Origin of the sequence: Nonomuraea maheshkhaliensis (assembly GCF_039529435.1) — a bacterium.
GTDB classification, from domain to species: Bacteria; Actinomycetota; Actinomycetes; order Streptosporangiales; family Streptosporangiaceae; genus Nonomuraea; species Nonomuraea maheshkhaliensis.
Window position 1 is genome coordinate 134,311 of record NZ_BAAAMU010000008.1, and the last position, 15,975, is coordinate 150,285.

The following is a 15,975-nucleotide window of genomic DNA, read 5'->3' on the forward strand; positions in this document are numbered from 1 at the left end:
CGGGTATGAACCGGCCCGGGCGGGCCTCGGACCCGGCGGTGTGGATCAGACGACGCGGGTCAGACGACGCGGGCCAACCGGTCGATGATCTCGTCCAGGATGGCCTCGGTGGTGGCGAAGTTGAGCCGCACACAGTGCTCACCACCGGGGCCGAACGCCGCGCCGTCGTTCAGCCGCACCCTGGCCTCCCGCTCGATCACCTCCGCCATGCCCGGCCGCCCCACCTCCAGCCAGGCCAGGTACGTCGCCTCCGGGACGCGGTAGGTGAACCCGGCGGGCAGGCGCCGGGCGAGGGTGTGCCGGTGCCGGTCGAGCAGGGTCACGGTCTCGGCCAGCCAGTCGTCCCCGTGCCGCCAGGCCGCCACCGTCGCCTCGACGCCGAAGACGCTCGGGGAGCCGTACACGAACGGGGGCTGCGCGTCCATGGCCGCGCGCAGGCCGGGATGCCCGAGGTGGGCCACCGAGCAGCGGATGCCGCCCAGGTTGAACGCCTTGGTGGCGGAGGTGATCGTGACCGTGCGCTCGGGCAGGATCGTGGCGAACGGGATGTGCCGGTGCGGTTCGTAGACCAGGTCGGCGTGGATCTCGTCCGCGATGACGAGCAGGTCGTGGCGTTCGGCGCTCTCGGCCAGCGCGGTCAGCTCCGCGTGGGTGAACACGCGGCCTGTGGGGTTGTGCGGGTTGACCAGCAGCAGCACCCGGCAGTCCGACAGGTCGGGCACCTCGAAGCGCCACGTGGCGCCGTCCGGCTCCATCCGGATCGGGTGGAGCGGGCGTTCCATGATCTGCAGCGTGTCCAGGAACGGGTGGTAGAGCGGGGCGTGCACGGCCACCCCGTCGCCCGGCTTGGTCCAGACCTGGAGGAGCGCCTGGACGGCCTGGTTGAGGTCGCTGAACGGGCGCACGTGGGCGGGGTCGGGGCGCCAGTCGTAGCGGGCGGCCATGCGCTCGGCGAACGCCTCGGCCAGCGGGCCGGCGTTCTGCTCCAGCAGCCAGGTCGGATAGCCGAGGTCGCCGGCGGCCCGGCGCAGCAGGGCCTCGGTGACGGCGGGGGCGGTGGGCAGGTCCATGTCGGCGACCCAGGCAGGGATCACCCCGGGATCGACTGCCGACCACTTAAGCCCATCATGCGTGGATTTAAGGTCTATCGGGGGATATACGTCCTTCACTCGCTCATTCTAGGATTCGTGATTGTGATGAGGCGGTGCGGCGGATTGTGGCAGGCTGGGCGGCCATGACGCCCCACCCGAAGATCGCCGCGATAGTTGAGACGTATCTCATCTTGGCCGACGCGGAGGCTCCCGGTCTGGTGGAGGGCCTCTATCTGGAGGGCTCGGCGGCACTGGGGGACTACCGGCCCGGCACCAGCGACGTCGACTTCGTGGCGGTGACGGCCGACCCGCCGCCGGCGGAGGTGCTGGAACGCATCCACACCAAGCTCGGCGCCCATCCTCTCGAAGGCGTCTACCTCACCTGGGACGACCTCGGCCACGACCCCGCCGGCCTGGGCGAGCGCCCCCAGGCCCGCGCGGGACGGCTCGACCGCCGGGGCACCCTCAACCCCGTCACCTGGCACACCCTCGCCCGCCACGGCCTGACCTGCCGGGGGCCCGAGCCGGAGGAGCTGAAGATCTGGAACGATCCCAGCGCCCTGGCCGCCTGGACCGACCGCGATCTCGACCTCTACTGGCGCCGCCTGCTCACCCGCGCCGCCCGCCCCCTCTCCCCGTGGGGCCTCACCTGCCTGGGCGGGTACGGCGCCGTCTGGCTGGTGACGGGCGTGGCCCGGTTGCACTACACGCTGGCGACCGGCGAGATCACCTCCAAGACGGAGGCCGGGCGCCACGCCCTGGAGGTCTTCCCTGAGCGCTGGCACCGGGTGGTGAACGAGGCGCTGCGCCTACGCGAGGAGGACACGGCCACGCCGACCGTGGCGGGCGTCCTCTCCGGCCTCGGCGACCACTTCGGCACACCCCGGCGCTCGCTGTACGGCTCCCCGTTCGAACGCAGAAGAGACGTCCTGGACTTCGCCGACCACACGATCACCGCAGCCCACAAGCTCTACCACAACCGCTGACGCCTTGCGGGCGAGCCGCCGCACGCGTGGCCGACCTGCCCTGCGGACAGACAGGTGCGGTGAGCGGTCAGCCGCATCCGCCCTGTGGAGAGGCGGTCTCCGTCCCCCGAGGGTGCGTCATCTGGGGCGAACACCCTGAGCAACGAGGCGGGTGCCCCATCACGGGTGCAGGAGATGGGGATCACGAGCCACGAGCCAGGCCGGCTTCGTTGCGTGCCGTCGCCGGGCATCCCGAGGCGACCCTGTCGCTCGCCGGGAGGAGGAGGCCGGGAGCGGGTTGCGGTCGTATGTCGGAGATGCCCGAGACGTATGGCCTGCCGCCCCCACGCCGTGGCTGTCGGCGTAGGAGCGGCGACGGACCCGTCAACCGGTGACCAGGCAGCAGCACCGAACGCCCCCTGGAGGCGCAGATGCGGCGTACCTCATCGATCAATCATGCGGTGCGACCGTCGGCGCGATGGCGGCGAGGGTACACACGTCTTGCGGCCTGCGACTCTGCGCCGCAGGCGGTGCGACACGGAAAGAACAGGACCCAGGCCCTGCGGCTCCGCACTCCAGGAGCTCTGACCTGGAACGAACGGGTCAGCTTGCGGCTCCGACTTCCAGGACCTCTGACCCAGGACGATCGGGACACATGCCCTTCAGACTGCGCCGCTGAATCCCAGGATCTATGACCCGAGACGATCAGGACACACGCCTTCCGGCCTGCGACTCCGAATCCCAGACGGTGTGACCAGGAACGGAACGAACAGGACTGCCCGGCCCCGCCCCGCTAGAGCCGGCGCAGGACCGCTACGACCTTGCCCAGGACGCTGGCCTCGTCGCCCGGGATCGGCTCGTAGTTGGGGTTGTGGGGGACGAGCCAGACATGCCCGTCCTTGCGCTTGAAGGTCTTGACCGTGGCCTCGCCCTCGATCATGGCCGCCACGATGTCGCCGCTCTCGGCCACCGGCTGCTGGCGGACGACCACCCAGTCGCCGTCGGCGATGGCGGCCTCGATCATCGAGTCACCCGTGACCTGCAGGAGGAACAGCGTGCCCTCGCCGACGAGCTGCTTGGGCAGCGCGAAGACGTCTTCGACGCTCTCCTCGGCCAGGATCGGCCCACCGGCGGCGATACGGCCCACGAGCGGGACGTAGGCGGCGGTGGGGCGGTTGACCGTCGGCTCCTCGTCGCCGGCGTCGGGGTCGACCCACAGCACGGGCTCGCCCGGCAGCCGGACCTCAAGCGCGCGCGGCCGGTGCGGGTCGCGCCGCAGGTAGCCCTTGCGCTGCAACGCCGTCAGCTGATGCGACACGCTGGAGGTGCTCGTCAGCTGCACCGCCTCGCCGATCTCGCGCATGGACGGCGGATATCCGCGCTGTTGCACCGAGTCTCGGATCACTTCGAGGATCTTGCGCTGCCTGGGGGTCAGCCCCAGGGAGTCTCGCCGGCGCACCGCGAGGTCGCTGACCCCGTTTGCGCCATCCCGCTCGGTCATGCTCTTCCTCCTCCTCGCCTGGTGGCCCGCCTTACCGGCGAACCTCCCGGTCCGTGGTCCTGATGTCGCACACAGCGACCGTATCGCTGTTGAAGATCATCTTCAAACAATTGTTCGAGTCTTCCTCGAAAAAGTCGCCAGTGTGGTGTAGAACATCGTACGGGAGTTCGATCGACACCGTGTTCGATTTGCTGATCTTTATTTGGCCTTTTCCTCAGGCCACACGGCAGGAGGTCATCCATGCGAACGCCCACAAATACGGACACGACCAGCGAAGACGTCAACCAGCTCACACTGATAGCCGATGCCACGCAGAGTAAGGATCGACGGGGAGACAATACGCGGGTGAAGGCCGGTGTCCGAGCGAATTCCGGTAAGAGGTTGGGGCCCCGCGCAACTGGTGGGGGAAGATCCCATTTGCGCCTCGTCCCGCCACCGCGTACGGGGAGTGACGACTCCGACGACACGATGCCGCCCGCGAACACCAGATCGCGACGGGGCCGGAGAAGCGACACGCCGGACGGCGCGGATGACACCGCGTCGGCCCGCAAGCCAGGGCCGGCCCGGGACTCCGGGGCGGTCCGAGAGCCTGTGCCCGCCCGAGAGCTTGGGCCGGTCCGTGCGTCTGGGTCGGCCCGAGAGCTTGGGGCAGCCCGTAAGTCCGGGGCGGCCCGCGAGTCAGGGGCGGGGTGGCGCAAGCTCGGGACGCGTCGCAAGTTCGGGGCCGCCCGCAAGCGAAGGGCGACCGGCAAGCAAGGGGGGCCCGGCGAGTCCGGGATGGAGCGCGAGCCAGGGGTGGAGCTCCGCCCGGTCGCCACCGAGGGGAGCAGATCCACGATCAGCGACGAGCGGTCATCCGCCAGGAGACGATCATCGTCCGCCGGCGGACGATGGCGGATCGGCTCGCTCATCCAGGGGGCGGGCCCGCCCGCTCAAGAGGGCGGATCTCCGTCTCGACGGAACGAAGCATCACTTGGGCGAGCCGGTTCACGAATCGGATCATCATCTGGGCGGGCCGGTTCGCGGATCGGATCACCACCTCGGCGAGCCGGATCGACCTCGCGGCAGAGCGCCGCCCCCGCTGCATGGGGCGTCCCTGCACGGGGTGAGACTGCACAGGGCGCAGCATGGGGTGCCGCCGCACGTGGAGCCGCACGTGGAGCCGCACGGGGTGCCGCTGCACGGGGCGGCCTGCTCTCCCGGGCAGGTGGTCGTCTCCTGCGACGGAAAAGCTCGTCCTCCCGGGCGGGCGACGCATCCCGTCCCAACGGCCCTTCCGGCCGGCCCAACGGTGTTGAGGTGCGGCGCATCACTGGAAGAAAGCCCGGCTCCGAGGGGAGGCGGCGCGACGGCGTAGGGCGGCGCGACGGTGGACGGCAGCGTAGCGTCGCAGGGCGGCGTGGTGCCCAGGGGCGTCCCGGTACCGGTACCGGGACCATTCGGCTGAGCCAGACCGGTGCTGCCCCGGTGCGGCTGGCCCGGAACGGCGCTACCCCTGTCCGGCTGACGAGGCGAGGCCGGGTCGTGCTGGTGATCGTGGTGGCGCTGCTGTCGCTCGGGGGGTTCTGGCTCGGTACGCGTGCGGCGGGGCACGCGGACGTTCAGGTCGTGGTGACCGGCCAGGCCGGGCTGCCGTGGGTCGAGGTTCACGAGGGGGACACTTTGTGGAAGATCGCCGAGGCACTTTCCGAGGGGGACGTACCCACGGCCCTGGTGGAGGAGATCAAGCGGCTGAACGGCCTGCCCGACTCCCTCGTCCGACCCGGCAGCCGACTGTACGTCCCGAACGACACCGCCGCCTTACGGTGACAGCGGGGATCACGGCATTCGCCAGCATTACGATGATCGCGGGGCTTGCGGCCACCGACGGTTCTGTGCGGGCAACGGGCACGGTGGGCAGCAGGTCCCATGGCGGACGAGGACATCGCGGGCGAGCAACGGCCTGACGGCGAGCAACGACTCCACGGCATGTGGCGACCTCACGGCGGCCGACGGCATTACGGCGGCTGCCACATCCGGTCGGCCCGGCGCTCGCCGCGGGTTCTCGCAGACGCTGAGAGTCGGGCGTAGCCGGGTTTTGGGCCTACCTGGTCAGATGGAGCTCCCTGCCAGTCGGCGCCAGGTGGCGGCCCCGTCCCAGGCGTTCCCCGTCTGGTGGCCTGTTCCCGGCTGTCCGATCGTGGAAGGCCGCACCGGTCTCCGATAGCACCGTGTGCAGGGACTGGAGGCCCTCGTCGTCCGGACAGCGGCTAAGAGGTGCACGGAGCTCAGTCGTGGCCGCACGAGAGCGGCCCGAGGAGGCCGGCGGCGCGGTCGTATGACGCCGACCGCGAACAAGCCTGAGATCGGCCGGAAAAGCGCGAGGAATCCGGGGCGGACAGACCGTCTGCAGCGGGATGAGAGCGCAGGTGAGAGGGGTTGTACATAAGGGATCCCGGTGCGGGGGGATCAGGGGGCGTGATGGACGTACGTACGGAAAGTGCTGGAAACCGGTGTGTGACGGAGGCTCATGAGGCGGGACGGAAGCGGCGCTGGTGTCGTTCGGTACCGTTGTGAGGTTTGTTCACGAACGAGGCCTGGAGCAACCGATGTGACGCCTCACCTGCAAGAAGATCACTCACGATCGGCCGACACGCCCGGGGCGGATGGGGACAGTGGGCTGATCAGCGACTTCGGCGGGACTTCGGCGGGAAGGGCCGGCTCAACTTGCGTTCATGGTCGCTCGCTTCTACGGTTGGACCACAACATCTAGTAGTTACACCGATGTAGTTCACCACACCTTGTGTTTCTATGACCGCTCCATGGGCACCCGTGGAGTGTGCGCGAGCGTCCCGTCATGGCGGTGAGGGCGCGTGTGGTGGCCGCAGGTCTTGGAGGCGAAAAGCGTGCACTGTCCGTTCTGTCGCCACCCTGACACCAGGGTCATCGACAGCCGCTCCACGGACGACGGCGCGGCCATCCGGCGCCGGCGCACCTGTCCCGAATGCGGGCGCAGGTTCACCACGCAGGAGACCGTACTGCTCATGGTGAGCAAGCGCAGCGGAGTGACGGAACCGTTCTCGCGGGACAAGGTCGTCGCGGGCGTGCGGCGGGCGTGCCAGGGCAGGCCGGTCAGCGAGGATTCGCTGGCGCAGCTCGGGCAGCGGGTAGAGGAGGCCATCAGGGCCAAGGGCGCGGCCGAGATCCCCTCCAACGAGGTGGGCCTGGCCATCCTGGGCCCGCTGCGGGAGCTCGACGAGGTGGCCTACCTGCGGTTCGCATCGGTATATCGCGGTTTCGAGAGCCTGGCGGACTTCGAGGCCGAGATCTCACAGTTGAAGGCGGAGAAGGGGGAGTCATGACGGAGACGGCCAGCGGTTCAGTCGCGCGCGGGGGTAAGCGTCCGCGCAAGGGACTGAAGATGAAGAGGATCTTCACCAAGCCCGGTGTGCACCCGTATGACGAAATCCAGTGGGAGCGCCGCGACGTCGTCATGACGAACTGGCGCGACGGCTCGATCAATTTTGAGCAGCGAGGCGTCGAGTTCCCCGAGTTCTGGTCGGTCAACGCGGCCAACATCGTGACGACGAAATACTTCCGCGGCGCCGTGGGCACGCCGCAGCGCGAGTGGAGCCTGAAGCAGCTGATCGACCGGGTCGTCGGCGTCTACACCAGGACCGGCGTCGAGCACGGCTACTTCGCCTCTGAAGAGGATGCCGAGATCTTCGACCACGAGTTGAAGCACGCCCTGGCGCACCAGGTGTTCGCGTTCAACTCGCCGGTCTGGTTCAACGTGGGCACGCAGTCGCCGCAGCAGGTCAGCGCGTGTTTCATCCTCTCCGTGGACGACCAGATGGAGTCGATCCTGGAGTGGTACAAGGAAGAGGGCGTGATCTTCAAGGGCGGCTCCGGGTCGGGGGTCAACCTGTCGCGGATCCGTTCGTCGAAGGAGTTGCTCAGCAGCGGCGGCACGGCCAGCGGGCCGGTGTCGTTCATGCGCGGCGCCGACGCCTCGGCCGGGACGATCAAGTCGGGCGGCGCCACGCGCCGGGCGGCCAAGATGGTCGTGCTCGACGTCGACCACCCCGACATCGAGGAGTTCATCGAGACCAAGGCGCGCGAAGAGGACAAGGTCCGCGCGCTGCGGGACGCCGGGTTCGACATGGACCTCGGCGGCAAGGACATCGTCAGCGTCCAGTACCAGAACGCCAACAACTCCGTGCGCGTGTCCGACGAGTTCATGCGCGCGGTGGAGCAGGGTGGCGACTTCGGCCTGCGGGCCCGCCTGACCGGCGAGGTCATCGAGAAGATCGACGCCAAGGACCTGTTCCGCAAGATGGCCAAGGCCGCCTGGGAGTGCGCCGACCCGGGTGTGCAGTACGACGACACGATCAACGACTGGCACACCACCCCCGAGACGGGGCGGATCACGGCCAGCAACCCGTGCAGCGAATACGTCCACCTGGACAACTCCTCCTGCAACCTGGCCAGCATCAACCTGCTGAAGTTCCTGAAGGACGACAACACCTTCAACATCGCCGACTTCGTCAAGCTGACCGAGCTGATCATCACCGCGATGGACATCTCGATCACGTTCGCCGACTTCCCCACGGAGAAGATCGGCGAGACGTCGCGGGCGTACCGGCAGCTCGGCATCGGTTACGCGAACCTGGGCGCGCTGCTCATGGCGACCGGGCACGCGTACGACTCCGACGGCGGCCGGGCCGTGGCGGCGGCGATCACGTCCCTGATGACCGGTGTGTCCTACCGGCGCAGCGCCGAGCTGGCCGCGGTCGTGGGCCCGTACGACGGATATGCCCGCAACGCCGAGCCGCACAAGCGCGTCATGCGCAAGCACGCCGCGGCCAACGACGACCTGCGCACGGTCGGCGGCATGGACGCGAAGATCCACAACGAGGCGTCCCGGCAGTGGTCGGAGTGCCTCAAGCTGGGCGAGAAGAACGGCTACCGCAACGCCCAGGCCAGCCTGCTCGCGCCCACCGGCACGATCGGCCTCATGATGGACTGCGACACCACCGGCATCGAGCCGGACCTGGCGCTGGTCAAGTTCAAGAAGCTCGTCGGCGGCGGGTCCATGCAGATCGTCAACCAGACGATCCCGCGCGCGCTCAAGCAGCTCGGCTACCAGCAGGAGCAGATCGAGGCCATCGTCGAGTACATCGGCGAGCACAGCCACGTCGTCGACGCGCCCGGCCTGCGCCGCGAGCACTACGAGGTGTTCGACTGCGCCATGGGCGAACGCGCCATCGCGCCCATGGGCCACGTGCGCATGATGGCGGCCACGCAGCCGTTCCTGTCCGGAGCCATCTCCAAGACGGTCAACCTGCCCGAATCGGCCACCATCGACGACATCGAGCAGGTTTACCTGGAGGGCTGGAAGCTCGGCCTCAAGGCGCTGGCCGTCTACCGCGACAACTGCAAGGTGGGCCAGCCGCTGTCGGCCGGCGACGGCTCCAAGAAGCAGGAGGTCAAGGAGGCGCAGCCGCAGGAGCCCGAGGTCAAGGTCATCGAGGTCAACCGGCCGACCCGGCGCCGCATGCCCAACCAGCGGCCGAGCATGACCACCCGCTTCACGGTCGGCGGCGCCAAGGGTTACATGACCGCCTCGTCCTACCCCGACGACGGGCTCGGCGAGGTCTTCCTCAAGATGTCCAAGCAGGGCTCGACGCTCGCGGGCGTCATGGACGCCTTCTCGGTGGCGATCTCGATCGGGCTCCAGTACGGGGTGCCGCTGGAGACGTACATGAGCAAGTTCGTCAACATGCGCTTCGAGCCGGCCGGGATGACCGACGACCCGGACATCCGGATGGCCACTTCGGTGATGGACTACATCTTCCGCCGCCTGGCGCTCGACCACCTGCCCTACGACGAGCGGGCGGCGCTGGGCATCTTCTCGGCGGCCGAACGCGCCGCGCAGCAGCGCGGCGAGGACCCGGCGGCGCTGCAGGAGACGATGGACCGGGAAACCCTGGCCCAGTCGGCACCGATCGAGGCCGCCCAGCCGAAGACGGAGGAGCGGCCGGTCCAGGAGCTGACCCTGGAGAGCCACCAGCGCTTCACGGCCGACGCGCCGCTGTGCATGACGTGCGGCACGAAGATGCGACCGGCGGGCAGCTGCTACGTCTGCGAGGGCTGCGGCTCGACCAGCGGCTGCAGCTGACCTTGGTGGCGTAGGCGAGAACGCCTGGTCGGGGGCAGGGAGCTCGGATTTCCGCGGCTCCCTGCCCCTCGCGCTTCGGCCGACGGTCGATGCACGGCACACGAGCAGCGATATGCCGATGGGCGCCGATGGTTCGACCCTTGATCAGGCCATCGCGGAGATGGTCGAAGGGCTACGCGAGTACGCGGAGGACTGGCAGGATCGCTTGCTCGACGTGCCCCGGCACCGTGAGAACTGGGGAGTCGTGTGGTTGATCAGTCTGAGTGATGACGATCAGTTGCGCGCATGGCGGATGGGGGCGGTCCTCGATCACTCGTGATCGGTGAAGAGGGCGGGTCAGAAGAGGGTGGAGTCGAGGGTGCCGGCTTCGAAGGCGAGGAGGTGGCGTTTGGTGGGCAGGCCGCCGCCGTAGCCGGTGAGGTCGCCGGTGGAGCCCACGACGCGGTGGCAGGGGACGATGATGCCGATCGGATTCCTGCCGTTGGCCAGGCCCACGGCCCGGGCGGCGGTCGGGCGGCCGATGCGGTCGGCGAGCTGGGCGTAGCTGATCGTCTCGCCGTACGGGATCTCTCGCAGGGCCGTCCAGACCTGTTGCTGGAACGGGGTGCCGTTGAAGACCATGGGCAGGTCGAAGCTGGTCAGGCGGCCCTCGAAGTAGGCCCGGAGCTGGGTGACGACCTCGGTGAACGGTTCCGGGTCCGGCACGCCGAAGGTCTCCTCGGGAGGGCGGTGACGCTGGCGGCGCATGTAGAGGCCCGTGAGGGTTCCGTCGATCGCGACGAGGGTGAGCGGGCCGACGGGGCTGTCCACCACCGTGTGGGTCCTGTGTCCGGTCAGGGGCATCGTGCCTCCCTTCGTTCCGCGACGGCGAGGGGTTGTCAGTGACATCGCTTCCGTTCCCACGCTTCCAGCATCGCCGGGGCAGGGTGTCTCGGCTGGCGGAAATCGGACGTGATCATCATGGCTGGGCGGGCGACTTCCCGCTCAGTGCTGATGCGCCTCCATGCCCGAGGCCACGAGGTCGGCGGCCGTGGTGGCGGGCAGCTTCGGACAGTCCTGGATCAACACCTTGGACAGCGCCGGCAGTCCGGACAGGTCGCCGAGATTCGTCAAGGACTCGCAGCCGTACAGGCTCAAGGAGCGCAGCGCCGGAAGCTCGATCGTGCCCAGGCTGCGCAACCCCCGGCCCTGGTGGATGACGAGCCGCTCCAGGTGCGCCAGCCCGCTGAAGGCGGATAAATCGGTCAGGTGATGCAGCCGGTGGAGGCTCAGCTCGCGAAGGACGGGCATGGTGGCCAGGGCGGAACAGTCCTTGAGGCGTTCGGTCTCGACCAGATGGATCGCGCTGATCGACGGATGCCCTTCGAGCCCGTTCAGCGAGGTGAGCCGGTTACGCTTGAAGATGGTGATCTCGGTCAGCGCCGGCAGGTGGGACAACGCGCCCAGATCGGTGAGCGGGCAGGTCGGTGCGCCGAGCGAGGTCACATGCGGATGGTGGCCCAAGCCGTCGAGACCGTTCAGGTTCGGGCTGCCGCTGAGCCACAACGCGGTCAGATGCCGCAGACCCGACAAGGGCGCGATGTCCCGGAGAGCGCGGCAGGACTGCAGGTTGAGGTCCTGCAGCCGGGGCATGCCCTCCGCGATGCCGTCGAGGCTCGCCACCGAGGTTCCCATGAGGTCCAGGGTGCGCAGCTCGTGCAGCCCCATCAGCGGGGAGATGTCCGACACCAGGGAGCAGCCTTGCAGGTCGAGGCTGCTCAATGCGGTCAGACCGGCCAGCGGCCGCACGTCGGCGACCGACACGCAGCCGCTCAGGTCGAGTTCCGTCAGGTCAGTCAGCCCGGCGAGCTCGGAGAGGTCGGACAGGTTCCGGCAGCGTTCGAAGCGTAAGGAGCGCAGAGCGGTCAAGTGGCGCAGGCCAGGCACGGAAGCGACCTTGGTCAACGTCAACTCAGTACGCCCTTCGCGCACGAACGCGGGCGCCAGCACCAACTCCGCGAATACCTCGGGATCGGTCGACTCCGGCCACAGCTTCAGCAGCTTGTCGGTGTGCGGCGAGGTCAGCTCGGCCGCGAACTGGCCGGCCAGCGTAAGCGCCGTACGCGCCTGACCGGCGGGCGCCGGATGCCGGGCCAGCTCTCGTACGGCCTGCCATGCCCGCGCTTTCGACGTTGTCGCCAACTTGGGCCGCAAGGCCGTGATGTACGGCGGCTCATGTGGTTGTGTGATCATCACGCGACACCCTACGCGCGCTGCAGCGACTGGATCGGGTGGGGTGTGTCGGTCATGCTCCGACTTATGAGGCGGATCGCGGTTCTCGCCGTGGGGTTCGGGGTGCTGTTGTACGGGGTGCATCGGCTGGCGATGGTGGCGGTGGCCTGGTCGATCGGCAACGAGGACATGATCGTCGGGCTGGACTGTTGCGTCGACTACCACAGGGATGCGCCGGATCCGTGGGGCAATGTTCTGGTTGCTGTCTCCGGTGTGGTGGCTACGCAGGTGGTGGCGTGGACGGCTATCGGGCTGCTGGCGGCCCGGAGCATCAATGGCCGGGGCCGCCGGGGCCGGGCTGGAAGTGATCAGGGGTGGCGTGGTCAGACTGGGGCTGATCGGGTTTGGCGGGTGCTGGTGACGGTGGCGGTGACCGCGTTCGTGGTCAGCCCGTTGTCGCAGCTCTTCGTGTACGTGATCTGGCACTGGGCCGAACGCGACTACGTGGCCGTGATCGATTACGCCATGGACGCGACCGGGCTGCCGGAGCAGGCGTTGATGGTGGTGCTGCTGGGGATGTTCGGCGGGTATGCGGTGGTGTTCTGGGTTGCGTTGCGGTGGGCGTGGGATCGGGCCCGCACGTCGGCCCAGGTCGCCGGTCGCACGCCGTGATGCGTGGGTGATCGTCAGGCGGCGATCAGGTCGTGGAGGACGTCCGGTCTGTTGGTGATGATGCCGTCCACCCCGTGGGAGAGCATGAGGCGCATGGTCGCGGGGCTGTCGACGGTCCAGGTGAGGACGTCCATGCCGAGGGAGTGGACGCGGCGCACGTACGCGGCCGTGACTGTGGTGTACGGCGGGTTGATGTGGTCGGCGAACCTGGCCAGAGCGGGCAGTTGCCCGGTGGACGGTGTGCCGAGCAGGCCGATCGGCGTGCCGGGCAGCAGCCGGTCGAAGGTGCGCATCGAATCCCAGTCGAACGACTGCACCACCAGCCGTCCCGGCTCCAGCCACCAGGGGGAACGCCGCAGTTCGTCGGCGATGCGGGCCTCGATGCCGGGGTAGAGGCCGGGTGACTTGACTTCGAGCAGCAGCCCGAGCCCGGAGCCGCTCATCGCGCGCAGGGCCTCGGCGAGGGTGGGGACGCGCTCGCCGTCGTACTCGCCGGACAGCCACGAGCCGGCGTCCAGGCGGCGGATCTGGGCGAGGGTGAGGTCGCCGACGTTCCAGGGTGACAGGCCGGGGAAGACCTGTTCGGCGTCGGTCGTCCTGGTCAGGGTCGTGTCGTGCATCAGGACCAGTTGGTGGTCCTTGGTCTCCTGGACGTCGAGCTCGAACATGTCGGCGTCCATCGTGGCGGCCAGTTCCAAGGCGGCGATGGTGTTCTCGGGGGCGTAGGCGGAGGCGCCGCGGTGGGCCACGATGGTGGGAGTGTCCGCGAAAGTGGTGCTCTCCGCGTGAGCGGGCGGGGCCGTGGCGGTGGTCAGGAGGGTGAGGGAGGTCGAGACGGTGACGGCGAGTCGCCTGAACATGGGTCTCCTCAACTGGGGAGAGACAAGGACTCGACGATGACAAAGTCTCGTGACTTGAAGTTGAGAGAAGAGTAGCCCTGGGATGCCCTGCGGGTGAGCATTCGACACGCGAGCATCCGACAGGTGGGCTTTGACGCGCGGGCATCCGACGCTCGGGCATTCAACAGGCGGGTGTTCGACGCGCCGGGCATTCGGTACGTGCGGTGCTGCCAGGATGGGGCGGGAGGTCGGCGATCAGGTGGGCGGCTACGCTCGCCGTGGCCTCACCCGCCGGACAAGCCGGACAGACCAGGAAGGCCGGGCTGGCCAGGCAGGCCCGACAGCGCGGTGCCGTACAGGTTCGAGACTCTGAGTCTGATCACCAGGCGCCGGTCCGCCACCATCTGCCGCAGGAACGTCTGCGCGTCGGCGGGTGCGGCGAACGCCGGCCGCATGGCCAGCAGTTCGAGGCCCACCTCGTCACCCGGCTCCGCGGTCACCGGCGACAACTCCGCCTGGCCCTCCGCCACGGCGTACGACCAGAAGTCGTCGCTTGCCACGTAGAGCGCGCAGCGCGGGTCCTTGTGCAGCTGGCGGACTTTGGGCCGGTCGGCCTTGGTGGAGATCCGTACCACGCGCTGCTCGGGGTCCCAGGTGTAGAGCACGGTGGACATCTGCGGGTCCCCGCTGCCCTGGTTGGTGGACAGCGCGCCGAACTGCTGCTTGGCCAGCAGGCCCGTCAGCTCCTCGTCCCCCAGCGGCCGTGGGGCCGGGCCGGCGCCGGGGCCGTGGATCTCGGAGGACATGCACCACCCTCGCGCTCAGAAATCAGGAATTATCAACCTATACCGAGCTGTCGCATGAAGGTCTGGGCATCGGAGATCACCCAGTACTCGGCGAACCTGCCGCCCTCAGCCCGCAGGATGTCGTGCCCGCTGAAGGCGATCCTGGTCCCCTCCGCCGCCGTCGCGCCGGGCAGCCCGCCCCGGTACGTCCCGCCGAAGGTCCACCTCGCCGACACCAGGTCGCCGTCCGTGATCGGTCCCACGTCCAGGCTGATCTCGACGTCGGCGAACGGTGCGTGCGCTTGCTCCAGCGCCTCGACCAGCCCTTCCGGCCCCGACACCTCCATGCCGGGCCAGTGGCCGGTGAATCCGGGGGTGACCAGTTCGCGGGCCAGGCCGAAGTCGCCGTTCCAGAGTTCCAGCAGCCATCGTCGGTACAGCTGTGAGGTCATGATGGCCCGCTACCCGCTCCCCGATAGGTTACGAGTCATGAATCTTGCTATCACCAGCGGATATGTCGTACCCGTCGACGGCGACCCCATCGACGGCGGAACCGTCCTCATCCGGGACGGGAAGATCACCGCGGTCGGCCGGGACGTGCGGGTGCCCGAGGGGACCGCGGTCGTCGACGCCGCGGGCGGCTGGGTGCTGCCCGGCTTCGTGGAGGCCCACGGACACCTCGGCGTCTACGAGGAGGCCGAGGGCTGGGCCGGTCAGGACACCAACGAGATGACCGACCCCAACGGCGCCCGCCTGCGCGCGCTCGACGCGATCAACCCGGCCGACCTGGCCTTCGGCGACGCGCTGTCGGGCGGTGTGACGACCGCCGTGATCAAGCCGGGTTCCGGCAACCCGATCGGCGGCCAGACGGTCGCGATCAAGTGCTGGGGCAGGTCCGTGGACGAGATGCTGCTGCGGGAGCCGGTGAGCGTCAAGAGCGCGCTCGGCGAGAACCCCAAGCGCGTGTACGGCGACCAGAAGAAGCTGCCGTCCACCCGCCAGGGCGTGGCCGCCGTGATCCGCGACGCGTTCATGAAGGCGCAGGACTACAAGGCCAAGAGGTCGGCCGCCGAGGCGGAGGGCAAGCCGTTCGACCGGGACGGCACGCTGGAGGTCCTGGTCCGCGTGCTGGACGGCGAGCTGCCGTGGTGCCAGCACACCCACCGCGCCGACGACATCGCCACCGCGCTCAGGCTGGCCGGCGAGTTCGGCTACCGCCTGGTGATCAACCACGGTACGGAGGGGCACCTGCTGGCCGACACGCTGGCCGAGCGGAACGTGCCGGTGATCATCGGCCCGCTGTTCACCAGCCGGTCGAAGGTGGAGCTGCGGCAGCGCAGCCTGCGCAACCCGGGCATCCTGGCCCGCGCCGGGGTCGAGGTGGCGATCACCACCGACCATCCCGTCGTGCCCATCCACTTCCTCGTCCACCAGGCCACGCTGGCGGTCAAGGAAGGGCTCGACCGCGACGAGGCGCTGCGCTCGATCACCGTGAACCCGGCCCGGATCATGGGCCTGGACGACCGGGTCGGCGCGCTGCGGCCGGGGCTCGACGGGGACGTGGTCATCTGGTCGGGCGATCCGCTGGACGTCATGAGCCGAGCGCTGAGAGTATTCGTCTCCGGCCGGGAGGTGTATGCGTACACCGAGGGTGAGCCCGTGGTCGCGGACCCGTACTACCGCGAATCAAGCGATCGTTAAGCGGCTGTAGATACGCGGCACGCATAGTGGGCGGAGCCGAAGGGAAAAGA

14 protein-coding genes are annotated in these 15,975 nt (G+C 68.9%); 7 read left to right on the forward strand and 7 right to left on the reverse strand.

Going from position 1 to position 15,975, the window contains the following annotated elements; translation table 11 throughout:
• Positions 1–59: 59 nt before the first annotated feature.
• Positions 60–1,094 carry a MalY/PatB family protein gene (locus ABFX54_RS08270; protein WP_346102844.1) on the reverse strand — a complete coding sequence of 345 codons (1,035 nt, stop codon included), beginning with the start codon at positions 1,092–1,094 and terminating at the stop codon, positions 60–62.
• A gap of 140 nt (positions 1,095–1,234) precedes the next feature.
• Here ABFX54_RS08270 and ABFX54_RS08275 point away from each other — a divergent pair, with 140 nt between their 5' ends.
• Positions 1,235–2,077, forward strand: coding sequence for a nucleotidyltransferase domain-containing protein (locus ABFX54_RS08275; RefSeq protein WP_346102846.1), 843 nt, complete (start codon positions 1,235–1,237; stop codon positions 2,075–2,077).
• A 772-nt stretch (positions 2,078–2,849) separates the two neighbouring features.
• Here ABFX54_RS08275 and lexA read toward each other — a convergent pair.
• On the reverse strand, positions 2,850–3,557 hold the full coding sequence (gene lexA / locus ABFX54_RS08280) for a transcriptional repressor LexA (protein WP_346102848.1): 708 nt from the start codon (positions 3,555–3,557) through the stop codon (positions 2,850–2,852).
• A 1,524-nt stretch (positions 3,558–5,081) separates the two neighbouring features.
• On the opposite strand from lexA, the gene ABFX54_RS08285 reads away from it, so the two are divergent.
• From ABFX54_RS08285 to ABFX54_RS08300, 4 genes are all read left to right on the forward strand, one after another.
• A complete protein-coding gene (locus ABFX54_RS08285) occupies positions 5,082–5,366 on the forward strand; it encodes a LysM peptidoglycan-binding domain-containing protein (RefSeq protein WP_346102850.1) in 285 nt (94 codons plus the stop codon).
• Positions 5,367–6,442: 1,076 nt separating this feature from the next.
• Positions 6,443–6,898, forward strand: a complete 456-nt coding sequence (nrdR, locus tag ABFX54_RS08290; protein WP_090941385.1) for a transcriptional regulator NrdR — start codon at positions 6,443–6,445, stop codon at positions 6,896–6,898.
• On the forward strand, positions 6,895–9,717 hold the full coding sequence (locus tag ABFX54_RS08295) for a vitamin B12-dependent ribonucleotide reductase (protein WP_346102853.1): 2,823 nt from the start codon (positions 6,895–6,897) through the stop codon (positions 9,715–9,717). Before nrdR ends, ABFX54_RS08295 begins: the two co-directional genes overlap by 4 nt.
• A 112-nt stretch (positions 9,718–9,829) precedes the next feature.
• On the forward strand, positions 9,830–10,036 hold the full coding sequence (locus tag ABFX54_RS08300; RefSeq protein ID WP_346102854.1) for a hypothetical protein: 207 nt from the start codon (positions 9,830–9,832) through the stop codon (positions 10,034–10,036).
• A gap of 17 nt (positions 10,037–10,053) precedes the next feature.
• On the opposite strand, the gene ABFX54_RS08305 is transcribed toward ABFX54_RS08300, so the two are convergent.
• Both ABFX54_RS08305 and ABFX54_RS08310 read right to left on the reverse strand, forming a co-directional pair.
• The gene (locus ABFX54_RS08305) at positions 10,054–10,560 is read right to left on the reverse strand and encodes a methylated-DNA--[protein]-cysteine S-methyltransferase (protein ID WP_346102856.1); all 507 of its coding nucleotides are present in this window, start codon (positions 10,558–10,560) and stop codon (positions 10,054–10,056) included.
• A 141-nt stretch (positions 10,561–10,701) separates the two neighbouring features.
• Positions 10,702–11,709, reverse strand: a complete 1,008-nt coding sequence (locus tag ABFX54_RS08310) for a leucine-rich repeat domain-containing protein (protein WP_346102858.1) — start codon at positions 11,707–11,709, stop codon at positions 10,702–10,704.
• A gap of 306 nt (positions 11,710–12,015) precedes the next feature.
• Here ABFX54_RS08310 and ABFX54_RS08315 point away from each other — a divergent pair, with 306 nt between their 5' ends.
• On the forward strand, positions 12,016–12,600 hold the full coding sequence (locus ABFX54_RS08315) for a hypothetical protein (RefSeq protein WP_346102860.1): 585 nt from the start codon (positions 12,016–12,018) through the stop codon (positions 12,598–12,600).
• Between the two features lie 14 nt (positions 12,601–12,614).
• On the opposite strand, the gene ABFX54_RS08320 is transcribed toward ABFX54_RS08315, so the two are convergent.
• The 3 genes from ABFX54_RS08320 to ABFX54_RS08330 all read right to left on the reverse strand — a co-directional run bounded on the left by ABFX54_RS08320 (position 12,615) and on the right by ABFX54_RS08330 (position 14,676).
• Positions 12,615–13,460: a glycerophosphodiester phosphodiesterase gene (locus ABFX54_RS08320; RefSeq protein WP_346102861.1), complete on the reverse strand. Its 846-nt coding sequence runs from the start codon at positions 13,458–13,460 to the stop codon at positions 12,615–12,617.
• Between the two features lie 263 nt (positions 13,461–13,723).
• Positions 13,724–14,245, reverse strand: a complete 522-nt coding sequence (locus tag ABFX54_RS08325; RefSeq protein ID WP_346102862.1) for a TIGR03618 family F420-dependent PPOX class oxidoreductase — start codon at positions 14,243–14,245, stop codon at positions 13,724–13,726.
• A 32-nt stretch (positions 14,246–14,277) separates the two neighbouring features.
• Positions 14,278–14,676, reverse strand: coding sequence for an ester cyclase (locus tag ABFX54_RS08330; RefSeq protein WP_346102863.1), 399 nt, complete (start codon positions 14,674–14,676; stop codon positions 14,278–14,280).
• A 37-nt stretch (positions 14,677–14,713) separates the two neighbouring features.
• On the opposite strand from ABFX54_RS08330, the gene ABFX54_RS08335 reads away from it, so the two are divergent.
• Positions 14,714–15,925: an amidohydrolase gene (locus ABFX54_RS08335; RefSeq protein ID WP_346102865.1), complete on the forward strand. Its 1,212-nt coding sequence runs from the start codon at positions 14,714–14,716 to the stop codon at positions 15,923–15,925.
• Positions 15,926–15,975 lie beyond the last annotated feature (50 nt).